The organism is Salmonella sp. NW177, assembly GCF_051811585.1.
In the GTDB taxonomy this organism is placed as follows: domain Bacteria; phylum Pseudomonadota; class Gammaproteobacteria; order Enterobacterales; family Enterobacteriaceae; genus Salmonella; species Salmonella enterica.
On sequence record NZ_JAMMZV010000002.1, the window covers coordinates 266,255 to 281,526 of the forward strand.

The window sequence follows — 15,272 nt, forward strand, 5'->3', positions numbered from 1 at the left end:
CGGAATAGTCATGACAGAAGATTCTACCATGAGTCTGAAGGTTACTGACACTGGCAGTCTGAGTGTTAATCAGTATGGATGGATTAACATCTGGACGGCTATTTTAGGTCACTTCTTCGCCCAATTTCCAGCTTTTTTTGAAGGCCGTCGCAATGTCGGTCAAAATCAGGCGGTAAACGTTTCTGATAATGCTGACATTATGCGCATTTATGCTTTGCTTTTTTTCTGCGTTCTGGGTATAAAACGCGACGCGCGGCTCATACAAAAGCACACGACGTTTTCTTCGTGTCGCCACTTCCAGCCGGGTTAAAACGTTGCTTTGGCTTGTGGGTTCGTCTTACGAGGCGGCCGTGGAGGTGATACGAGATAATGAACCGTTGTATTCTGCTGAATCTGTCGCATCGTTCTGGTGCGCGCATGTCCCCCGCAATCTGCATCTCTGCTTTGCATACCTGCCGATGTTATACCCATCTCGGCGCTTCTCAGGATTCCAGAGCCGGCAATGGCGCTGAAGACTGAACAAGGGCGCTCTTGTTAACGCAAGAGTTTTCTCGTGGTTTCGCCGAACCGTTATCTGTGAGTTCGGTTACGTGTTTACAATGATATGAAAAAGAAACCGGTCGCGCAGGCGGAGCATCAGCGCTATCTGCTGGAAAATCCGCTTGTCTATGGGTTGTTATCGCGTCTTCGGATTGCGATAGTAGTCAACTGTTTTACACTTGCTAATAAAAATTGAGGTTCGCTATGTCTGACGACATGTCTATGGGTTCGCCTTCGTCAGCAGGCGAACAGGGTGTACTACGCTCCATGCAGGAGGTTGCAATGAGCTCCCAGGAAGCCAGCAAGATGCTGCGCACTTACAATATTGCCTGGTGGGGCAATAACTACTACGACGTCAACGAGCTGGGCCATATTAGCGTATGCCCCGATCCCGACGTACCGGAAGCGCGTGTCGATCTTGCCAAACTGGTGAAAGCGCGCGAAGCGCAAGGCCAGCGTTTGCCGGCGCTGTTCTGCTTCCCACAGATCCTGCAACACCGTTTGCGTTCAATTAACGCGGCGTTTAAGCGTGCGCGTGAATCTTACGGTTATAACGGCGACTACTTCCTCGTTTATCCGATTAAGGTCAATCAGCATCGCCGCGTGATCGAGTCCCTTATCCATTCCGGTGAACCGTTGGGGCTGGAAGCGGGGTCAAAAGCGGAATTGATGGCGGTGCTGGCGCATGCCGGCATGACCCGTAGCGTGATCGTCTGTAATGGTTATAAAGACCGTGAATACATTCGGCTGGCGTTGATTGGCGAGAAGATGGGCCATAAGGTTTATCTGGTCATCGAAAAGATGTCTGAAATCGCGATTGTGCTGGAAGAGGCCGAGCGCCTGAACGTGGTTCCTCGCCTGGGCGTGCGTGCGCGTCTGGCCTCTCAGGGGTCCGGTAAGTGGCAATCCTCCGGCGGCGAAAAATCAAAATTCGGCCTGGCGGCGACCCAAGTGCTGCAACTGGTGGAGACCCTGCGTGACGCCGGGCGTCTGGACAGTCTGCAATTGTTGCACTTCCACCTGGGATCGCAGATGGCGAACATTCGCGATATCGCGACCGGCGTGCGCGAGTCCGCGCGTTTCTATGTTGAGCTGCATAAGCTGGGCGTTAATATCCAGTGCTTCGACGTGGGCGGCGGTCTGGGCGTGGATTATGAAGGTACCCGCTCGCAGTCCGACTGTTCGGTGAACTATGGCCTGAACGAATATGCCAATAACATCATCTGGGCGATTGGCGATGCCTGCGAAGAGCATGGTTTACCGCATCCGACGGTGATTACCGAGTCTGGCCGCGCCGTCACTGCGCACCATACGGTACTGGTCTCTAACATTATCGGCGTGGAGCGTAACGAATACACGGATCCGACAGCCCCTGCTGAAGATGCGCCGCGCGCGCTGCAAAATCTGTGGGAAACCTGGCAGGAGATGCATAAGCCAGGCACCCGCCGCTCGCTGCGTGAATGGCTGCATGATAGCCAAATGGATCTGCACGATATTCATATCGGCTACTCTTCCGGCGCGTTTAGTTTGCAGGAGCGCGCCTGGGCGGAGCAACTTTATCTCAGCATGTGCCATGAAGTGCAGAAGCAACTGGACCCGCAAAACCGTGCGCATCGTCCGATTATCGACGAACTGCAAGAGCGAATGGCGGACAAAATGTACGTCAACTTCTCGCTGTTCCAGTCAATGCCGGACGCGTGGGGAATCGATCAGCTCTTCCCGGTACTGCCGCTGGAAGGGTTAGATCAGGTACCGGAACGTCGTGCCGTGCTGCTGGATATAACCTGTGATTCCGATGGCGCTATTGACCACTATATCGATGGCGACGGTATCGCCACGACGATGCCGATGCCGGAATACGATCCAGAGAATCCGCCGATGCTCGGTTTCTTTATGGTCGGCGCCTATCAGGAGATCCTCGGTAACATGCACAACCTGTTTGGCGATACTGAAGCGGTTGACGTGTTTGTCTTCCCGGATGGTAGCGTCGAGGTTGAGCTGTCGGACGAAGGCGATACCGTTGCGGATATGCTGCAATATGTGCAACTGGATCCGAAAACGCTGTTAACGCATTTCCGCGACCAGGTAAAACAGACGGATCTGGACGATGCGTTGCAGCAGCAGTTCCTTGAGGAATTTGAAGCGGGACTGTACGGTTATACTTATCTTGAAGATGAGTAATTAAGAGTATTCCGCTTGTGGGTCGATTTAATTATTTAAGTCGACCCTTTTATATTTTATAAATTCTTAATTATCAGCGGTGCCGCTTCTCTATGTGATTTTATGGGCCTACAATCCCCCTAATAATTAAAAAGGGGTATGAGTATGAGCAAATTTAAATTTAATGCCGTCATTGTTGGCTTGTTTTTGCTGTTAGGCGGTTGTTCCAGCGGAATGCAATCTAATAATGGCTCTTCATCCGACGTCGGCACCGCCTGGGGCGGCGACGTGCATTCATCGGTACAAAGCGTTTCGGTAGAACGTGCCGATCGAGAACCTGCCGAAATGGTGATAATAAATTACTCCACTCAATATCCGTCAGGTTACGATAAAGTTTATAGTATACGTATCAGCGATCTTGAATATGCTGTGCGCGACGCTAATTTTAATTCGATTCCAATTACTCGTCGCTACAACGCATCAATGGGACAATGGCAATATAGTATTCCTGCAAGATCAGGGATGAACTATCAGTTATATATTCGTAATTACAGTCATGATACCAATTACGAAATCGTCGCAACGGTTGATGGCCTGGACGTGTTGAACGGAAAAGCAGGCTCGCTGAATCATCATGGCTATATTGTTAACGCCGGCGATTCACTGGCGATTAAAGGGTTTCGCAAAGATAAACACACTGAGGCGGCATTCCAGTTCGCCGACGTAGCTGACGCTTATGCGGCCCACTCCGCGCAGGGCGACGTACGCAACATCGGCGTCATTGGCTTTGCCGCTTTTGCATTGCAGGGTAAAGCAACAAATACGCTACCGCCTTGTTCCTCGCAGGCTTTCCCGGCGGACAATAACGGGTATGCGCCGCCGCCCTGCCGCAAATAAACCCGGCATCAAACGTCAAATATGCGTTATGGGAATCAGCGCCTTTCCTGCCGAGTCTGGTGGGGAAGGACTGTGTGACGCGCATAGCCGTAGGTTGCGGGAAAGAAACGACCACTCTCTGGCAGGGAAATTGTTTACCATAAACATTAGGATTTGTTTACACTACCCTCAAGTGGAGCAATTGCTGTCTACATAGGTATGTGCATGGAACAAATTTTAACCAAGCGGCGCTATTTTGATATAGGGCTGCAAATAGAAGAACTACTCTATTCAGGGGTATTTAAAGCTGGCGAGCGACTTCCGGCGGAGAGAGAACTCAGCGAGCGTTTTCAAACCAGCCGCACGACGATTCGTGAGGCGATTATTATGCTTGAGCTGAAGGGAGTGGTAGAGGTTAAGCAAGGCGCAGGCACTTACTTTATTGATAGTCTGGAGAAAATCAATCAAAAAGCGCTCTTGCCTTACTCAGACATTGGCCCCTTTGAATTGCTACAGGCCCGGCAGGTCATCGAAAGCAACATCACCGGTTTTGCCGCTACGCAAATAAGATTTAATGAACTTAAGCAGCTTAAGCGTATTATTGAGCAGCAGGAAAAGCAGATTGGCGGCGACAGCGACAAATTTGAAGAACTGGATCGCCAGTTCCACAATATCATCGCGGAATCCACGCAAAATCGTGTATTAATGAAACAATCTGCCGAGCTGTGGCGGGCTGTCAGGACCGAAAATCCGCGCTGGAAGCAGTTAAACTATAAGTATTTACATAAGAAAGAGTTAAGAATGAAATGGGTGGAAGATCACCGTAGTATCTTCCTTGCATTGCAAAAACGCGATGCTGAGCAGGCCAGACAGGCCTCGTGGACCCATCTTGAAAACAGTAAAAATGAGCTGGTAAAAATCTTCCAACAGGATGATTCGCTGGAAGATTTTGATGATTTTTTCTTCGCCACCTGACGGCTATTTTCAGGCGGATGACATTTTTGTCAGCGATTAACCGGGCCTGCCGCCAAAAACAAGCCCGGAGAGAGGGAATCAGGCTTCGTAAACGCTCAGCTTATCCCAGTCAAACTCTACGCCAATGCCGTAGGTGTCCGGTGCCACGGCGCGATAATTGTCGACCACCAGCGGATGTTTGGTATATTGATCGATCGGGAAACTGTGAACCTCCAGTCAGCCAGTCTCGAATGCGGAAACCAGTCTGACGTGTAATTCCTGCATACCGAGCGAGCATACCAAACGACCGCCATTCGTCGACAGACGCGCCGCCTTCAACCAGCCATTTTCCACAGCGGCAGTTTTTCACGTTTGCCTTTCAAATCCCAAAGGGCGATATCCACCGCAGACATCGCAGACATCGCAGACATCGCAGACATCGCAGACATCGCAGACATCGCAGACATCGCAGACATCGCAGACATCGCAAACGACGCGATGCCTCCGCAACCCACATAGTGCATATGCTATTCCATAAAGTCATAGATATCGTCAATCGCAGCGCCTCTTTCCCTGACAGTACCGGGGCAAGATCGTGGTCGATCATCGCTTTAATTGCATACCCTCCCTTTCCGCCGGTATAGGAATATCCGGTGCCAGTTGAACCGTCTTCCAGCGTAATCGTCGTGGTTACCAGTTCGAAATGGCTATTATGCCATGTTTCGCGTCAACTAAGACCTCGGCCAGAGGGGCTTTGAAAGCTTTGTTTCAACGTACCTAATCTGCGTCTTCATCAATTTTTTCCTGTGTTCAATCAATGGATTAATTTGCCAATTACGTCTAAAGGCGGCTTACTCCTCATCGCTTTAGCAGCGACCCGGATGATCAAAACCGTAACTGATGTTCTTAGGTTAACGTTGATGCTGATAATAAATTGAGCTCATTAATTCACTAGACAAATTATCAGGTTTGGTATGCTGTTTAAGCAGAATTGGTAAACAAAACAGGAGTGGGAAAAATTCATGGACACCATAGCTCGCCAGTTAGACGCCGCAAGGCACCAATTCAAAACGACTTATTCACGTCAGGGAATGGAAGCCAACATCGTACATATTGGATTTGGCGCCTTTCACCGTGGTCATCAGGCTGTTTATAACGATCTCACGAATGAGATAACCGGCAACCGCTGGGGGATTTTTGAACTGAATCTGTTCGGCGATGCGGAGCTGGTGGATGCGCTAAATGCGCAACAGGGGCTGTTTTCAGTGGTGGAAACGTCAGCCAGCGCCATCAACAGTCGCCTGGTTCGTACCGTCACCGGCGCGTTGCATACGCCGAAGTCAGGTATTCAGGCGGCGATCGAGAAGCTGACTGAGCCGCAGGTAAAAATTGTTTCGTTGACGATAACGGAAAAAGGTTACTGCACCGATCCGCGGTCCAGAACGCTCGATCTCAGCCATCCGCTCATCAAACACGATCTTGCCGATCCTGAACATCCCCGGTCAGCACTCGGACTGATCGTCGAAGCGCTACGGATACGCCGCCAGCAAGGGCTTCCCCCGTTTAGTGTACTGTCGTGCGATAACATTCCGGAAAACGGTCATTTGACCAAAACGGCGATCGTTACGTTTGCCGATAATCTTGATCCGCAACTGGCGGCCTGGATAGCGAAGCATGTCACCTTTCCTGGCACCATGGTCGATCGCATCGTGCCGGCAATGACGCCAGAGCAATTTGACATGATTAAAGACCAGATCGGTTTTGCCGATCCCTGCGGCATCGTATGCGAGGATTTCCGTCAGTGGGTTATCGAAGATAATTTCGTTGCCGGTCGTCCTGACTGGGATAAAGCAGGGGCGATGTTCGTCTCGGACGTGCTTCCCTATGAAGAAATGAAACTTCGTATGCTGAATGGCAGCCATTCGTTTCTCGCCTATAACGGCAGCCTGGCTGGATATGAGTTTATCTATCAGTGCATGGAAGACGACGCTTTTAAAACCGCCGTACATCATTTAATGACGGAAGAGCAGGCAAAATCGCTGCGCCCGAATTTGGCGGTAGATGTACATCAATATGCGCAGTTGCTCATTGAGCGATTCAGCAACCCGAACATTAAACATAAGACCGGACAGATTGCGATGGACGGTTCTCAGAAGCTGCCTCAGCGGGCCGTCGATCCTTATCTGACGCTTCAGGCGCGCGGCGTTAAGGGCAGGGCGTTAGCGACGCTGATTGCGGGCTGGCTCCATTACGTCATTAATACCCTCTCTCAGGGGCAGAGTGTGGCCGACCCGCTCAATGATACCTTCAATGCGGCTATTAAAAATAAAAACACGCGATGGGAACAAGCGCTGTCTTTGCTGCAGATAAATAGCATCTTTGGAACGCTGGCCGGCGACAACGCAGACTTTTTAAACGACATTCAGCAGGCCTTTAACCATATTGAGTTACATGGCGTCACGGCCACCATTCACCGTTTATCTTCAAAGGGTTAAGTATGAAAACGCTTATCTGTAATAATCCGGGAAATATTGAATACATTGAAAGGGATATTCCTCATTTAAAAGACGATGAAGTACTGTTAAAAATTAAAGCGGTTGGTATTTGCGGCACCGATATCCATGCGTTTGCCGGCCGCCAGCCCTTTTTTGCCTATCCGCGCGTGCTGGGTCATGAAATTTGCGGCGTGGCGGAAATGTTGGGTAAATCGTGCAGCACGGCGAAGGTCGGCCAACGCTATAGCGTTATTCCCTGTATTCCTTGCGGCGCTTGCGCAGCCTGCCGGGAAGGAAAAACCAACTGCTGTGAGAACGTCTCGCTGTATGGCGTTCACCAGGACGGCGGCTTTAGCGAATATCTGGCCGTTCGTGAACAAAATCTGGTTGAACTGTCGGATAACCTCACCGACAGCGCGGGCGCGCTGGTTGAGTGTTTCGCCATCAGCGCCCACGCAGTACGCCGCGCTGACGTGAAGCCGCAGCAAAACATTGTGGTGGTCGGCGCCGGGCCGATTGGGCTGGCCGCCGCCGCGATAGCAAAAGCCAAAGGCGCTCGCGTCGCGGTAGCTGATATTGACGCCGAACGCCGTCGTCTGGTAGCCGAAAAGGTAGGCGTTGCAACGCTCGATCCGTCGTCAGACGACTATATTGATGCGCTGAAAGCCTGTTTCTCCGGTGAATTAGCCGGCACTGTGCTTGATGCCACCGGCAATAAATCCTCCATGAGCCGCGCTGTCGATCTGATTCGTCACGGCGGAAAAATCGTCTTCATCGGGCTGTATATCGGCGAGCTCGTCATTGACGATCCGACCTTCCATAAAAAAGAGACCACGCTATTGAGCAGCCGTAACGCGACGCGGGAAGACTTCGAATGTGTCATTGAGCTAATGGCTCAGGGCGCTATTAGCGAAACAATGATGAAAAACCAGGAATTCGATTTCTATACGTTCGGCAACCAGTACCAGAAGAACGTGGTAGAAAACAAAAAATTGGTTAAAGGCGTTATCAAATTTTAATAGCGGGATAGTTATGTCAACAATATTAGTCAAAGAAAATGAATTGAAAGCGCTGGCGTTTAATAAACTCACCCAGGCGGGCCTTGACGCGCAAACGGCGCAGCAGGTAGCCGACGTTTTGGTTCATGCCGATATTACCGGCGTTCACTCCCACGGCGTTATTCGCGTAGAGCACTATTGTACCCGCCTGAACGCAGGCGGGCTCAATCCAAAAGCAACATTCAGCATCGAACAGATTTCGCCTTCTGTCGCTATTCTGGACTCTGATGATGGAATGGGACACTGCGCGCTGATAAAGGCGACAGACCACGCTATTAGTCTGGCAAGAGAGACGGGGCTGGGCTTCGTCAGCGTCAAAAATACGTCCCACTGCGGCGCGCTCTCGTGGTTTATTGAGCAGGCGACAAGCCAGGGAATGGTGGCTATCGCCATGACGCAAACGGATACCTGCGTTGCGCCGTATGGCGGCGCGGAGCGCTTTCTGGGGACTAACCCAATCGCCTTCGGCTTCCCCGTTAAAGACAGCCATCCGATGATCGTCGATATGGCGACCAGCGCCATTGCGTTTGGTAAAATTCTGCACGCCAAAGAAACCGGGAAACCAATAGGTCATGGTCTGGCGCTGGATAAAGAGGGACATATCACTACCGATCCGCATAAAATTGAAAATCTGCTGCCCTTTGGCGGACACAAAGGTTCTGGTATTGCCCTGGCGATTGATGCGCTCACGGGCGTCCTGATGGGGGCAAACTTTAGCAACCATATTGTTCGGATGTATGGCGACTATGACAAGATGCGCAAGTTAGCGAGTCTGGTTATCGTTATTGATCCGCAGATGTTGGGCAATCCGCTGTTTTCCTCAATAATGAGCACAATGGTCAATGAGCTAAGGGCTGTAAAACCGATGCCCGGTGTTGATAAAGTGCTGGCGCCAAACGATCCGCAAATCGCCTATAAAGAAAAATGTTTAAAAGAAGGTATTCCTGTGGCTGAGGGTATTTACCAGTACCTGATTGGCTGATAATTATAATCACGACCATTATTTAGGATAACTATAGTATGCTATATGGAAATATAGAGCAGCTTACTTTATTACCTTACGTTAACCACATTATTAAAAAACTTATCATCGAAGCGGTGAAGATAGCTGAAGACCAGCCTGCTGGTAGATATGAACTTTCTTTCCCGGAATCATTTCTTATGATAAGCGAAGGAGAAACGCACTCTTCGTTAAACCGCAAAGCTGAACTTCATAAAAAATATATCGATGTTCAGATTTTACTAAGCGGTTATGAGGAGATTGGCTATTCCAATAAAATTGATACCAGGATAAAGGAGCTTGAGCATCTTCCTGATGACATCATCTTTCCTGAATGTGTCGCTAATGAGCAGTTCGTTACATTAAATCCTGGCGATTTCGCGCTTTTTTATCCCAACCAGATCCACCGTCCGCTTTGTACGCGTGGTAAACCTGCGCCGGTTAAAAAAGCGATTGTGAAAATTCCGGCCACGGCATTTAGCGAGTCAAGCTTGCCCTGTCAGACGAAGGAATAAAGAAAGCGCCAAATGCAATTCAGGAAGAGACCTTCAAGTCATCCTGAATTATAGCCAGAATGAATAAGGTGGCACTTTTCTGACTTCAGAGCCTTTTCGCGTTGAGGCTAATCGCGGAAAGGCTTTTTACGTTCTGTAAAAAGATGATGCGGGGTCTCCACGGTAAATAAGTGAAAATGATACGAATCGATTTTGATATTGTTTTTTGTTCAACCTGAATAATATGGTCTTTTACACGGAAAGTGATTGGCGAGGTGTTATGAATCATATTTTTAAATTCGCATTTATTTTTATTATCAATATTATATTTTTAATAAATGCTTCAGCAACAACGATGGACAAAGATAAATTTGTGGAAGCGAATGGTATCAAAATTCATTACGTTGAAGAGGGCGAGGGGCCTCCGCTGCTGTTGATTCACGGTGGTGGTCTGACGGCGAAAAGTTGGCAGGGATTAGCGAAAGAAGCATCTCGATATTTTCGCGTCATCATGCCGGACAGTCGTGGACATGGATTAACCAATAACCCGCAAGGAACGTTTAGCTATGATCTGATGGCGGAAGATATGGCGGCTTTTGTTAAAGCGCTGAAGCTGGAAAAACCGCTGGTGATGGGTTACAGCGATGGCGGCATGGTCGTTCTGAAGTTAACCAGCCGATACCCGGATCTAGCGCGCGCTGCTATCGTCGGCGGCGCAACGCATCGCTTTGCTACGGCCCATTACATGCAGGGGATGGAAATTTTTTATGGTAAAGGAATGCCTCAGGGGCAATTGACGGATCGCGATCTGGATAAAATGGCTTCGGATGCGCCCGGGATGGTTAAATTTTATCAGAACATGCATCATCCAGAGCAAAAAGACTACTGGCGCACGTTCCTCAAAGGTGTCTGGCCAATGTGGACAACGCCCACATCGCTGGCGGAAGAAGAGGTGAAAAAAATCCACATTCCTGTGCTATTACTGGACGGCGACCGGGATGAATTTTTCACCGTTGAAGAAGTTACCGAGCTGTACCGGCTGCTGCCTCAGGCGGAGATGACCCTCATTCCCGGTAGCGGTCACGCCATTTTCCAGACGCCAGGAAAAACACCGCTGTTTTACGCATTAGTGCTTGAGTTTTTACAGCGGCAAATCCCTAAGGCCTCTTAACTGGCCGCGATGGACGTATGAGCCTACTGATTTGCGCTGGATATATATTTTTTTCGGGCGTTGTCTACTGTACCTGGCTAAACTGACTTCAATAATGCGGTCTGTCAGAGTAAACTTTGAGCCGTAAACAAATTCAAACCCTTCCTCGTCGGGCCTAACGACGCGGGAGGGTTTTTTTATATTGACTAAGAAGAGGTTTTTGCCATGAGCACCTTAGGTCATCAGTACGATAACTCACTGGTTTCTAATGCGTTTGGTTTTTTACGTCTGCCAATGAACTTCCAGCCGTATGACAGCGATGCCGACTGGGTGATCACTGGCGTACCGTTTGATATGGCAACGTCCGGTCGCGCTGGCGGCCGTCATGGCCCGGCGGCGATCCGTCAGGTGTCGACCAACCTCGCCTGGGAACATCACCGTTTCCCGTGGAATTTTGACATGCGCGAGCGCCTGAACGTCGTGGACTGCGGCGATTTGGTGTATGCGTTTGGCGATGCCCGTGAAATGAGCGAAAAATTACAGGCGCACGCTGAAAAACTGCTGTCTGCAGGCAAGCGTATGCTCTCTTTCGGCGGCGACCACTTCGTCACGCTGCCGCTGCTGCGCGCCCACGCGAAACATTTTGGCAAAATGGCGCTGGTACATTTTGACGCGCATACCGATACCTACGCTAACGGCTGCGAATTCGATCACGGCACGATGTTCTACACCGCGCCGAAAGAAGGCCTGATCGATCCGCATCATTCGGTACAGATCGGTATTCGCACTGAGTTTGACAAAGACAATGGCTTTACCGTGCTGGATGCCTGCCAGGTCAACGATCGCGGCGTGGATGATATTCTCGCTCAGGTGAAACAGATCGTCGGCGATATGCCGGTCTATCTGACCTTTGATATCGACTGTCTGGACCCGGCGTTTGCGCCTGGCACCGGTACGCCGGTGATCGGCGGTTTGACCTCCGATCGCGCCATTAAACTGGTACGCGGTCTGAAAGATCTGAACATTGTCGGTATGGATGTAGTGGAAGTCGCGCCGGCTTACGATCAGTCGGAGATCACCGCTCTGGCGGCCGCGACGCTGGCATTAGAAATGCTCTATATCCAGGCGGCGAAGAAAGGCGAGTAAGTTGTTTTGCCGGATGGCGCTGCGCTTATCCGGCCTACAGCTGATTGATGCTTGTAGGCCGGATAAGGCGTTCACGCCGCCATCCGGCACTGTTCGGGGATTATTTGATCCCGTCTGCGCTCATACGATCGCGCACATGCTGTGCGCGTGCGGCGGACGCCGGGTGATCGTCGAACATTGAGCTTTGACGACCCGCTTCCAGTTTTGCCAGTTTCTCAAAGCTGGTGGCGAGTCCTGCCGGACTGATACCGCGTTTGCGCAACAGATCGTAAGAATAATCATCCGCTTCGGACTCCTGACGCTGGGAGAACTGCGAGTTCACCAGTTTTTCGCCAAGATCGCCAAGCTGTGATTGCGACAGGCTGCCGACCACTCCTCCTGCCGATGCCGCCGCAACACGAACGGCGTTAGTGCCCAGCGCGACCTGCATCCCTTTCTTTACATGACCCAGCGCGACATGGCCCATTTCATGGCCGATCACGGCTTCAACTTCGTTGTCGGTCATCATATCCATCAGTCCGCTGTAGACGCGGATACAACCGTTCGCCATGGCAAACGCGTTGACGTCTTTCGTCTCGTAAACCTTATAGTTCACCGGCTGGCCGTTAATGTTATCCCCCAGCGCGGCGGCAATTTTTGCCAGTCGTTTAGTGTATTCGCTGCTCGCCGGCGCGATTTTCGCTTTGCTGTCGAGCTCTTGACAGGATTGATCGCTCAGCGCTTTTACCTGCGCATCGCTTAACGTATAGGCCTGAAAAGCTTCAGCACCCGAAGAAAGCAGTCCATTAGAGTCCATATTCTGGCAACCGGTCAGCACCGTCGCCATGCCCAAAGCAAGCAGTAAAGCGCGAATTTTCATTTTTCTCTTCCATACGAATTAATATTATTTTGAAATGCGCCCGTTGCAGATGAATTAGCGCCTGGGTTAAGTATAAAGAAAAGCGTGGCAGGCAAGTTAGCTAATTGCGCAACATGCGAGCACGATCCGGAGATTTCTGAAGCGGTAAAAGGATGTTCCATGTACATGACGCGCGGCTTGGGGTAAATTGTTGGCAAATCTTCCGGCGTAGCCCAAAACGCGCTGTCGTCAAGTCGTTACGGGCATGGCCTTTCAACATCCGATCTGGAGTCAAAATGTCCTCACGTAAAGAGCTTGCCAATGCTATTCGTGCGCTGAGCATGGACGCAGTACAGAAAGCCAAATCCGGTCACCCGGGTGCCCCGATGGGTATGGCTGACATTGCCGAAGTCCTGTGGCGTGATTTCCTGAACCACAACCCGACCAACCCGTCCTGGGCCGACCGCGACCGCTTCGTGCTGTCCAACGGCCACGGCTCAATGCTGATTTACAGCCTGCTGCACCTCACCGGTTATGACCTGCCGATGTCCGAGCTGCAGAATTTCCGTCAGCTACATTCAAAAACCCCTGGTCACCCGGAAGTGGGCTACACCGCTGGCGTTGAAACCACTACTGGCCCGCTGGGTCAGGGTATTGCCAACGCTGTCGGGATGGCGATTGCCGAGAAAACTCTGGCGGCGCAGTTTAACCGTCCTGGCCACGACATCGTTGACCACTTCACCTACGTCTTTATGGGTGACGGCTGCATGATGGAAGGCATTTCTCACGAAGTGTGCTCTCTGGCTGGTACTCTGAAACTGGGCAAACTGATCGCGTTCTATGATGACAACGGTATCTCCATCGACGGTCACGTTGAAGGCTGGTTCACCGATGACACCGCGAAACGTTTTGAAGCCTACGGCTGGCACGTTATCCGTGGCATTGACGGTCACGATGCCGACGCCATTAAACGCGCCACGGAAGAAGCTCGCGCCGTGACTGACAAACCGTCCCTGCTGATGTGCAAAACCATCATCGGCTTCGGTTCGCCGAACAAACAGGGTACCCACGATTCCCACGGCGCGCCGCTGGGCGACGCGGAAATCGCGCTGACCCGCGAACAGTTGGGCTGGAAGTACGCGCCGTTCGAAATCCCGTCTGAAATCTACGCCCAGTGGGATGCGAAAGAAGCCGGCCAGGCGAAAGAGTCTGCATGGAATGAGAAATTCGCGGCTTATGAGAAAGCTTTCCCGCAGGAAGCTGCTGAATTCACTCGTCGTATGAAAGGCGACATGCCGGCTGACTTCGATGCGAAAGCGAATGAGTTCATCGCTAAACTGCAGGCGAATCCATCCAAAATCGCCAGCCGCAAAGCGTCCCAGAATGCCATCGAAGCCTTCGGTCCGCTGTTGCCGGAATTCCTCGGCGGCTCCGCTGACCTGGCACCGTCTAACCTGACCCTGTGGTCCGGTTCGAAAGCGATTAACGAAGATGCCGCAGGTAACTACATTCATTACGGTGTGCGCGAATTCGGTATGACCGCTATCGCCAACGGTATCGCCCTGCACGGCGGTTTCCTGCCGTACACCTCCACCTTCCTGATGTTCGTCGAATATGCCCGTAACGCAGTGCGTATGGCAGCGTTGATGAAACAACGTCAGGTGATGGTGTACACCCACGACTCCATCGGTCTGGGCGAAGATGGCCCGACGCACCAGCCGGTCGAGCAGGTGGCAAGCCTGCGCGTAACGCCGAACATGTCCACATGGCGTCCGTGCGACCAGGTGGAATCCGCGGTGGCGTGGAAATATGGCGTAGAGCGTCAGGATGGCCCAACCGCGCTGATCCTCTCCCGTCAGAACCTGGCGCAGCAGGAACGTACTGAAGAGCAACTGGCGAATATCGCCCGCGGTGGTTACGTACTGAAAGATTGTGTGGGCCAGCCGCAGATTATCTTCATTGCGACCGGTTCAGAGGTTGAGCTGGCGGTTGCCGCTTACGAAAAACTGACTGCCGAAGGCGTGAAGGCGCGCGTGGTTTCCATGCCGTCCACCGACGCGTTCGACAAGCAGGATGCGGCTTACCGTGAATCCGTGCTGCCGAAGGCGGTCTCTGCGCGTGTGGCGATTGAAGCGGGTATCGCTGACTATTGGTTCAAATACGTCGGCCTGAACGGCGCTATTGTCGGGATGACCACCTTCGGTGAATCCGCCCCGGCAGAGCTGCTGTTTGAAGAGTTTGGCTTCACGGTGGACAACGTGATCGCCAAAGCGAAAGCGCTGCTGTAATCCTTAATACGGCATAAAACGGGTCGCTTCGGCGACCCGTTTTTATTTTTAGATGCATTTATTTTATCGCTAACAAGGTTTTATTTGTGAGTTTTATCACAATTTTGATATTTTATTATTTATTGAATTTGCAATGAGAATCACAAAATGAAACTTGCTTTTTATTTTTATATCTATAACAGGTTGTTTTATAGATAAATTATAATCATGTCATTTTAAGCGCTCGCTTTTTCGCCTGGATTGATTTCATTTTGCCGCCCGCGTATTTTATTT

The 15,272-nt window shown here is 51.0% G+C and carries 15 protein-coding genes and 1 pseudogene; 14 read left to right on the forward strand and 2 right to left on the reverse strand.

What is annotated here, in order from left to right; translation table 11 throughout:
• Positions 1-10: 10 nt before the first annotated feature.
• The 6 genes from NA986_RS07985 (at position 11) to NA986_RS08010 (ending at position 4,551) form a co-directional block, all read left to right on the forward strand.
• Entirely contained in the window at positions 11-310 is a 300-nt protein-coding gene (locus tag NA986_RS07985) for a hypothetical protein (RefSeq protein WP_001543499.1), read from the forward strand.
• A 59-nt stretch (positions 311-369) separates the two neighbouring features.
• Positions 370-519, forward strand: coding sequence for a hypothetical protein (locus tag NA986_RS07990; RefSeq protein WP_001751809.1), 150 nt, complete (start codon positions 370-372; stop codon positions 517-519).
• Between the two features lie 85 nt (positions 520-604).
• Entirely contained in the window at positions 605-736 is a 132-nt protein-coding gene (yqgB, locus tag NA986_RS07995; protein ID WP_000729109.1) for an acid stress response protein YqgB, read from the forward strand.
• 8 nt (positions 737-744) lie between these two features.
• On the forward strand, positions 745-2,721 hold the full coding sequence (speA, locus tag NA986_RS08000; protein WP_001278580.1) for a biosynthetic arginine decarboxylase: 1,977 nt from the start codon (positions 745-747) through the stop codon (positions 2,719-2,721).
• 144 nt (positions 2,722-2,865) lie between these two features.
• Entirely contained in the window at positions 2,866-3,597 is a 732-nt protein-coding gene (locus NA986_RS08005) for a hypothetical protein (RefSeq protein ID WP_000032793.1), read from the forward strand.
• Positions 3,598-3,750: 153 nt separating this feature from the next.
• A complete protein-coding gene (locus NA986_RS08010) occupies positions 3,751-4,551 on the forward strand; it encodes a FadR/GntR family transcriptional regulator (RefSeq protein ID WP_001576357.1) in 801 nt (266 codons plus the stop codon).
• A gap of 314 nt (positions 4,552-4,865) precedes the next feature.
• Here NA986_RS08010 and NA986_RS08015 read toward each other — a convergent pair whose 3' ends face one another.
• The gene (locus NA986_RS08015; RefSeq protein WP_302622586.1) at positions 4,866-5,054 is read right to left on the reverse strand and encodes a hypothetical protein; all 189 of its coding nucleotides are present in this window, start codon (positions 5,052-5,054) and stop codon (positions 4,866-4,868) included.
• Positions 5,055-5,552: 498 nt separating this feature from the next.
• On the opposite strand from NA986_RS08015, the gene NA986_RS08020 reads away from it, so the two are divergent.
• From NA986_RS08020 to NA986_RS08050, 7 genes and pseudogenes are all read left to right on the forward strand, one after another.
• Positions 5,553-7,025, forward strand: a complete 1,473-nt coding sequence (locus NA986_RS08020) for a mannitol dehydrogenase family protein (protein WP_000379532.1) — start codon at positions 5,553-5,555, stop codon at positions 7,023-7,025.
• Between the two features lie 2 nt (positions 7,026-7,027).
• Positions 7,028-8,044, forward strand: coding sequence for a zinc-binding alcohol dehydrogenase family protein (locus NA986_RS08025; protein WP_000853913.1), 1,017 nt, complete (start codon positions 7,028-7,030; stop codon positions 8,042-8,044).
• A gap of 13 nt (positions 8,045-8,057) precedes the next feature.
• A complete protein-coding gene (locus tag NA986_RS08030; protein ID WP_000104231.1) occupies positions 8,058-9,065 on the forward strand; it encodes an Ldh family oxidoreductase in 1,008 nt (335 codons plus the stop codon).
• Positions 9,066-9,103: 38 nt separating this feature from the next.
• On the forward strand, positions 9,104-9,598 hold the full coding sequence (locus NA986_RS08035) for a YhcH/YjgK/YiaL family protein (RefSeq protein WP_000965537.1): 495 nt from the start codon (positions 9,104-9,106) through the stop codon (positions 9,596-9,598).
• Between the two features lie 223 nt (positions 9,599-9,821).
• Positions 9,822-10,748 (forward strand): alpha/beta fold hydrolase, encoded by a 927-nt coding sequence (locus NA986_RS08040; RefSeq protein WP_077957173.1) that lies wholly within the window; start codon positions 9,822-9,824, stop codon positions 10,746-10,748.
• Positions 10,749-10,952: 204 nt separating this feature from the next.
• Entirely contained in the window at positions 10,953-11,873 is a 921-nt protein-coding gene (gene speB, locus NA986_RS08045; RefSeq protein WP_000105550.1) for an agmatinase, read from the forward strand.
• A 3-nt stretch (positions 11,874-11,876) separates the two neighbouring features.
• Positions 11,877-11,961, forward strand: a pseudogene (locus tag NA986_RS08050) (hypothetical protein); the annotation flags it as partial.
• A gap of 12 nt (positions 11,962-11,973) precedes the next feature.
• Here NA986_RS08050 and NA986_RS08055 read toward each other — a convergent pair.
• Positions 11,974-12,732: a M48 family metallopeptidase gene (locus tag NA986_RS08055; protein ID WP_000701830.1), complete on the reverse strand. Its 759-nt coding sequence runs from the start codon at positions 12,730-12,732 to the stop codon at positions 11,974-11,976.
• Between the two features lie 275 nt (positions 12,733-13,007).
• Between NA986_RS08055 and tkt the strand changes: the two genes are divergently transcribed.
• Positions 13,008-14,999, forward strand: coding sequence for a transketolase (gene tkt, locus NA986_RS08060; protein ID WP_023193721.1), 1,992 nt, complete (start codon positions 13,008-13,010; stop codon positions 14,997-14,999).
• Positions 15,000-15,272: the final 273 nt, after the last annotated feature.

Coding starts and splice junctions, on each gene's coding strand:
- NA986_RS07985 (WP_001543499.1), top strand. CDS start 11: ATGACAGAAGATTCTACCATGAGTCTGAAGGTTACTGACACTGGCAGT.
- NA986_RS07990 (WP_001751809.1), top strand. CDS start 370: ATGAACCGTTGTATTCTGCTGAATCTGTCGCATCGTTCTGGTGCGCGC.
- yqgB (WP_000729109.1), top strand. CDS start 605: ATGAAAAAGAAACCGGTCGCGCAGGCGGAGCATCAGCGCTATCTGCTG.
- speA (WP_001278580.1), top strand. CDS start 745: ATGTCTGACGACATGTCTATGGGTTCGCCTTCGTCAGCAGGCGAACAG.
- NA986_RS08005 (WP_000032793.1), top strand. CDS start 2,866: ATGAGCAAATTTAAATTTAATGCCGTCATTGTTGGCTTGTTTTTGCTG.
- NA986_RS08015 (WP_302622586.1), bottom strand. CDS start 5,054: ATGCACTATGTGGGTTGCGGAGGCATCGCGTCGTTTGCGATGTCTGCG.
- NA986_RS08020 (WP_000379532.1), top strand. CDS start 5,553: ATGGACACCATAGCTCGCCAGTTAGACGCCGCAAGGCACCAATTCAAA.
- NA986_RS08025 (WP_000853913.1), top strand. CDS start 7,028: ATGAAAACGCTTATCTGTAATAATCCGGGAAATATTGAATACATTGAA.
- NA986_RS08030 (WP_000104231.1), top strand. CDS start 8,058: ATGTCAACAATATTAGTCAAAGAAAATGAATTGAAAGCGCTGGCGTTT.
- NA986_RS08035 (WP_000965537.1), top strand. CDS start 9,104: ATGCTATATGGAAATATAGAGCAGCTTACTTTATTACCTTACGTTAAC.
- NA986_RS08040 (WP_077957173.1), top strand. CDS start 9,822: ATGGTCTTTTACACGGAAAGTGATTGGCGAGGTGTTATGAATCATATT.
- speB (WP_000105550.1), top strand. CDS start 10,953: ATGAGCACCTTAGGTCATCAGTACGATAACTCACTGGTTTCTAATGCG.
- NA986_RS08055 (WP_000701830.1), bottom strand. CDS start 12,732: ATGAAAATTCGCGCTTTACTGCTTGCTTTGGGCATGGCGACGGTGCTG.
- tkt (WP_023193721.1), top strand. CDS start 13,008: ATGTCCTCACGTAAAGAGCTTGCCAATGCTATTCGTGCGCTGAGCATG.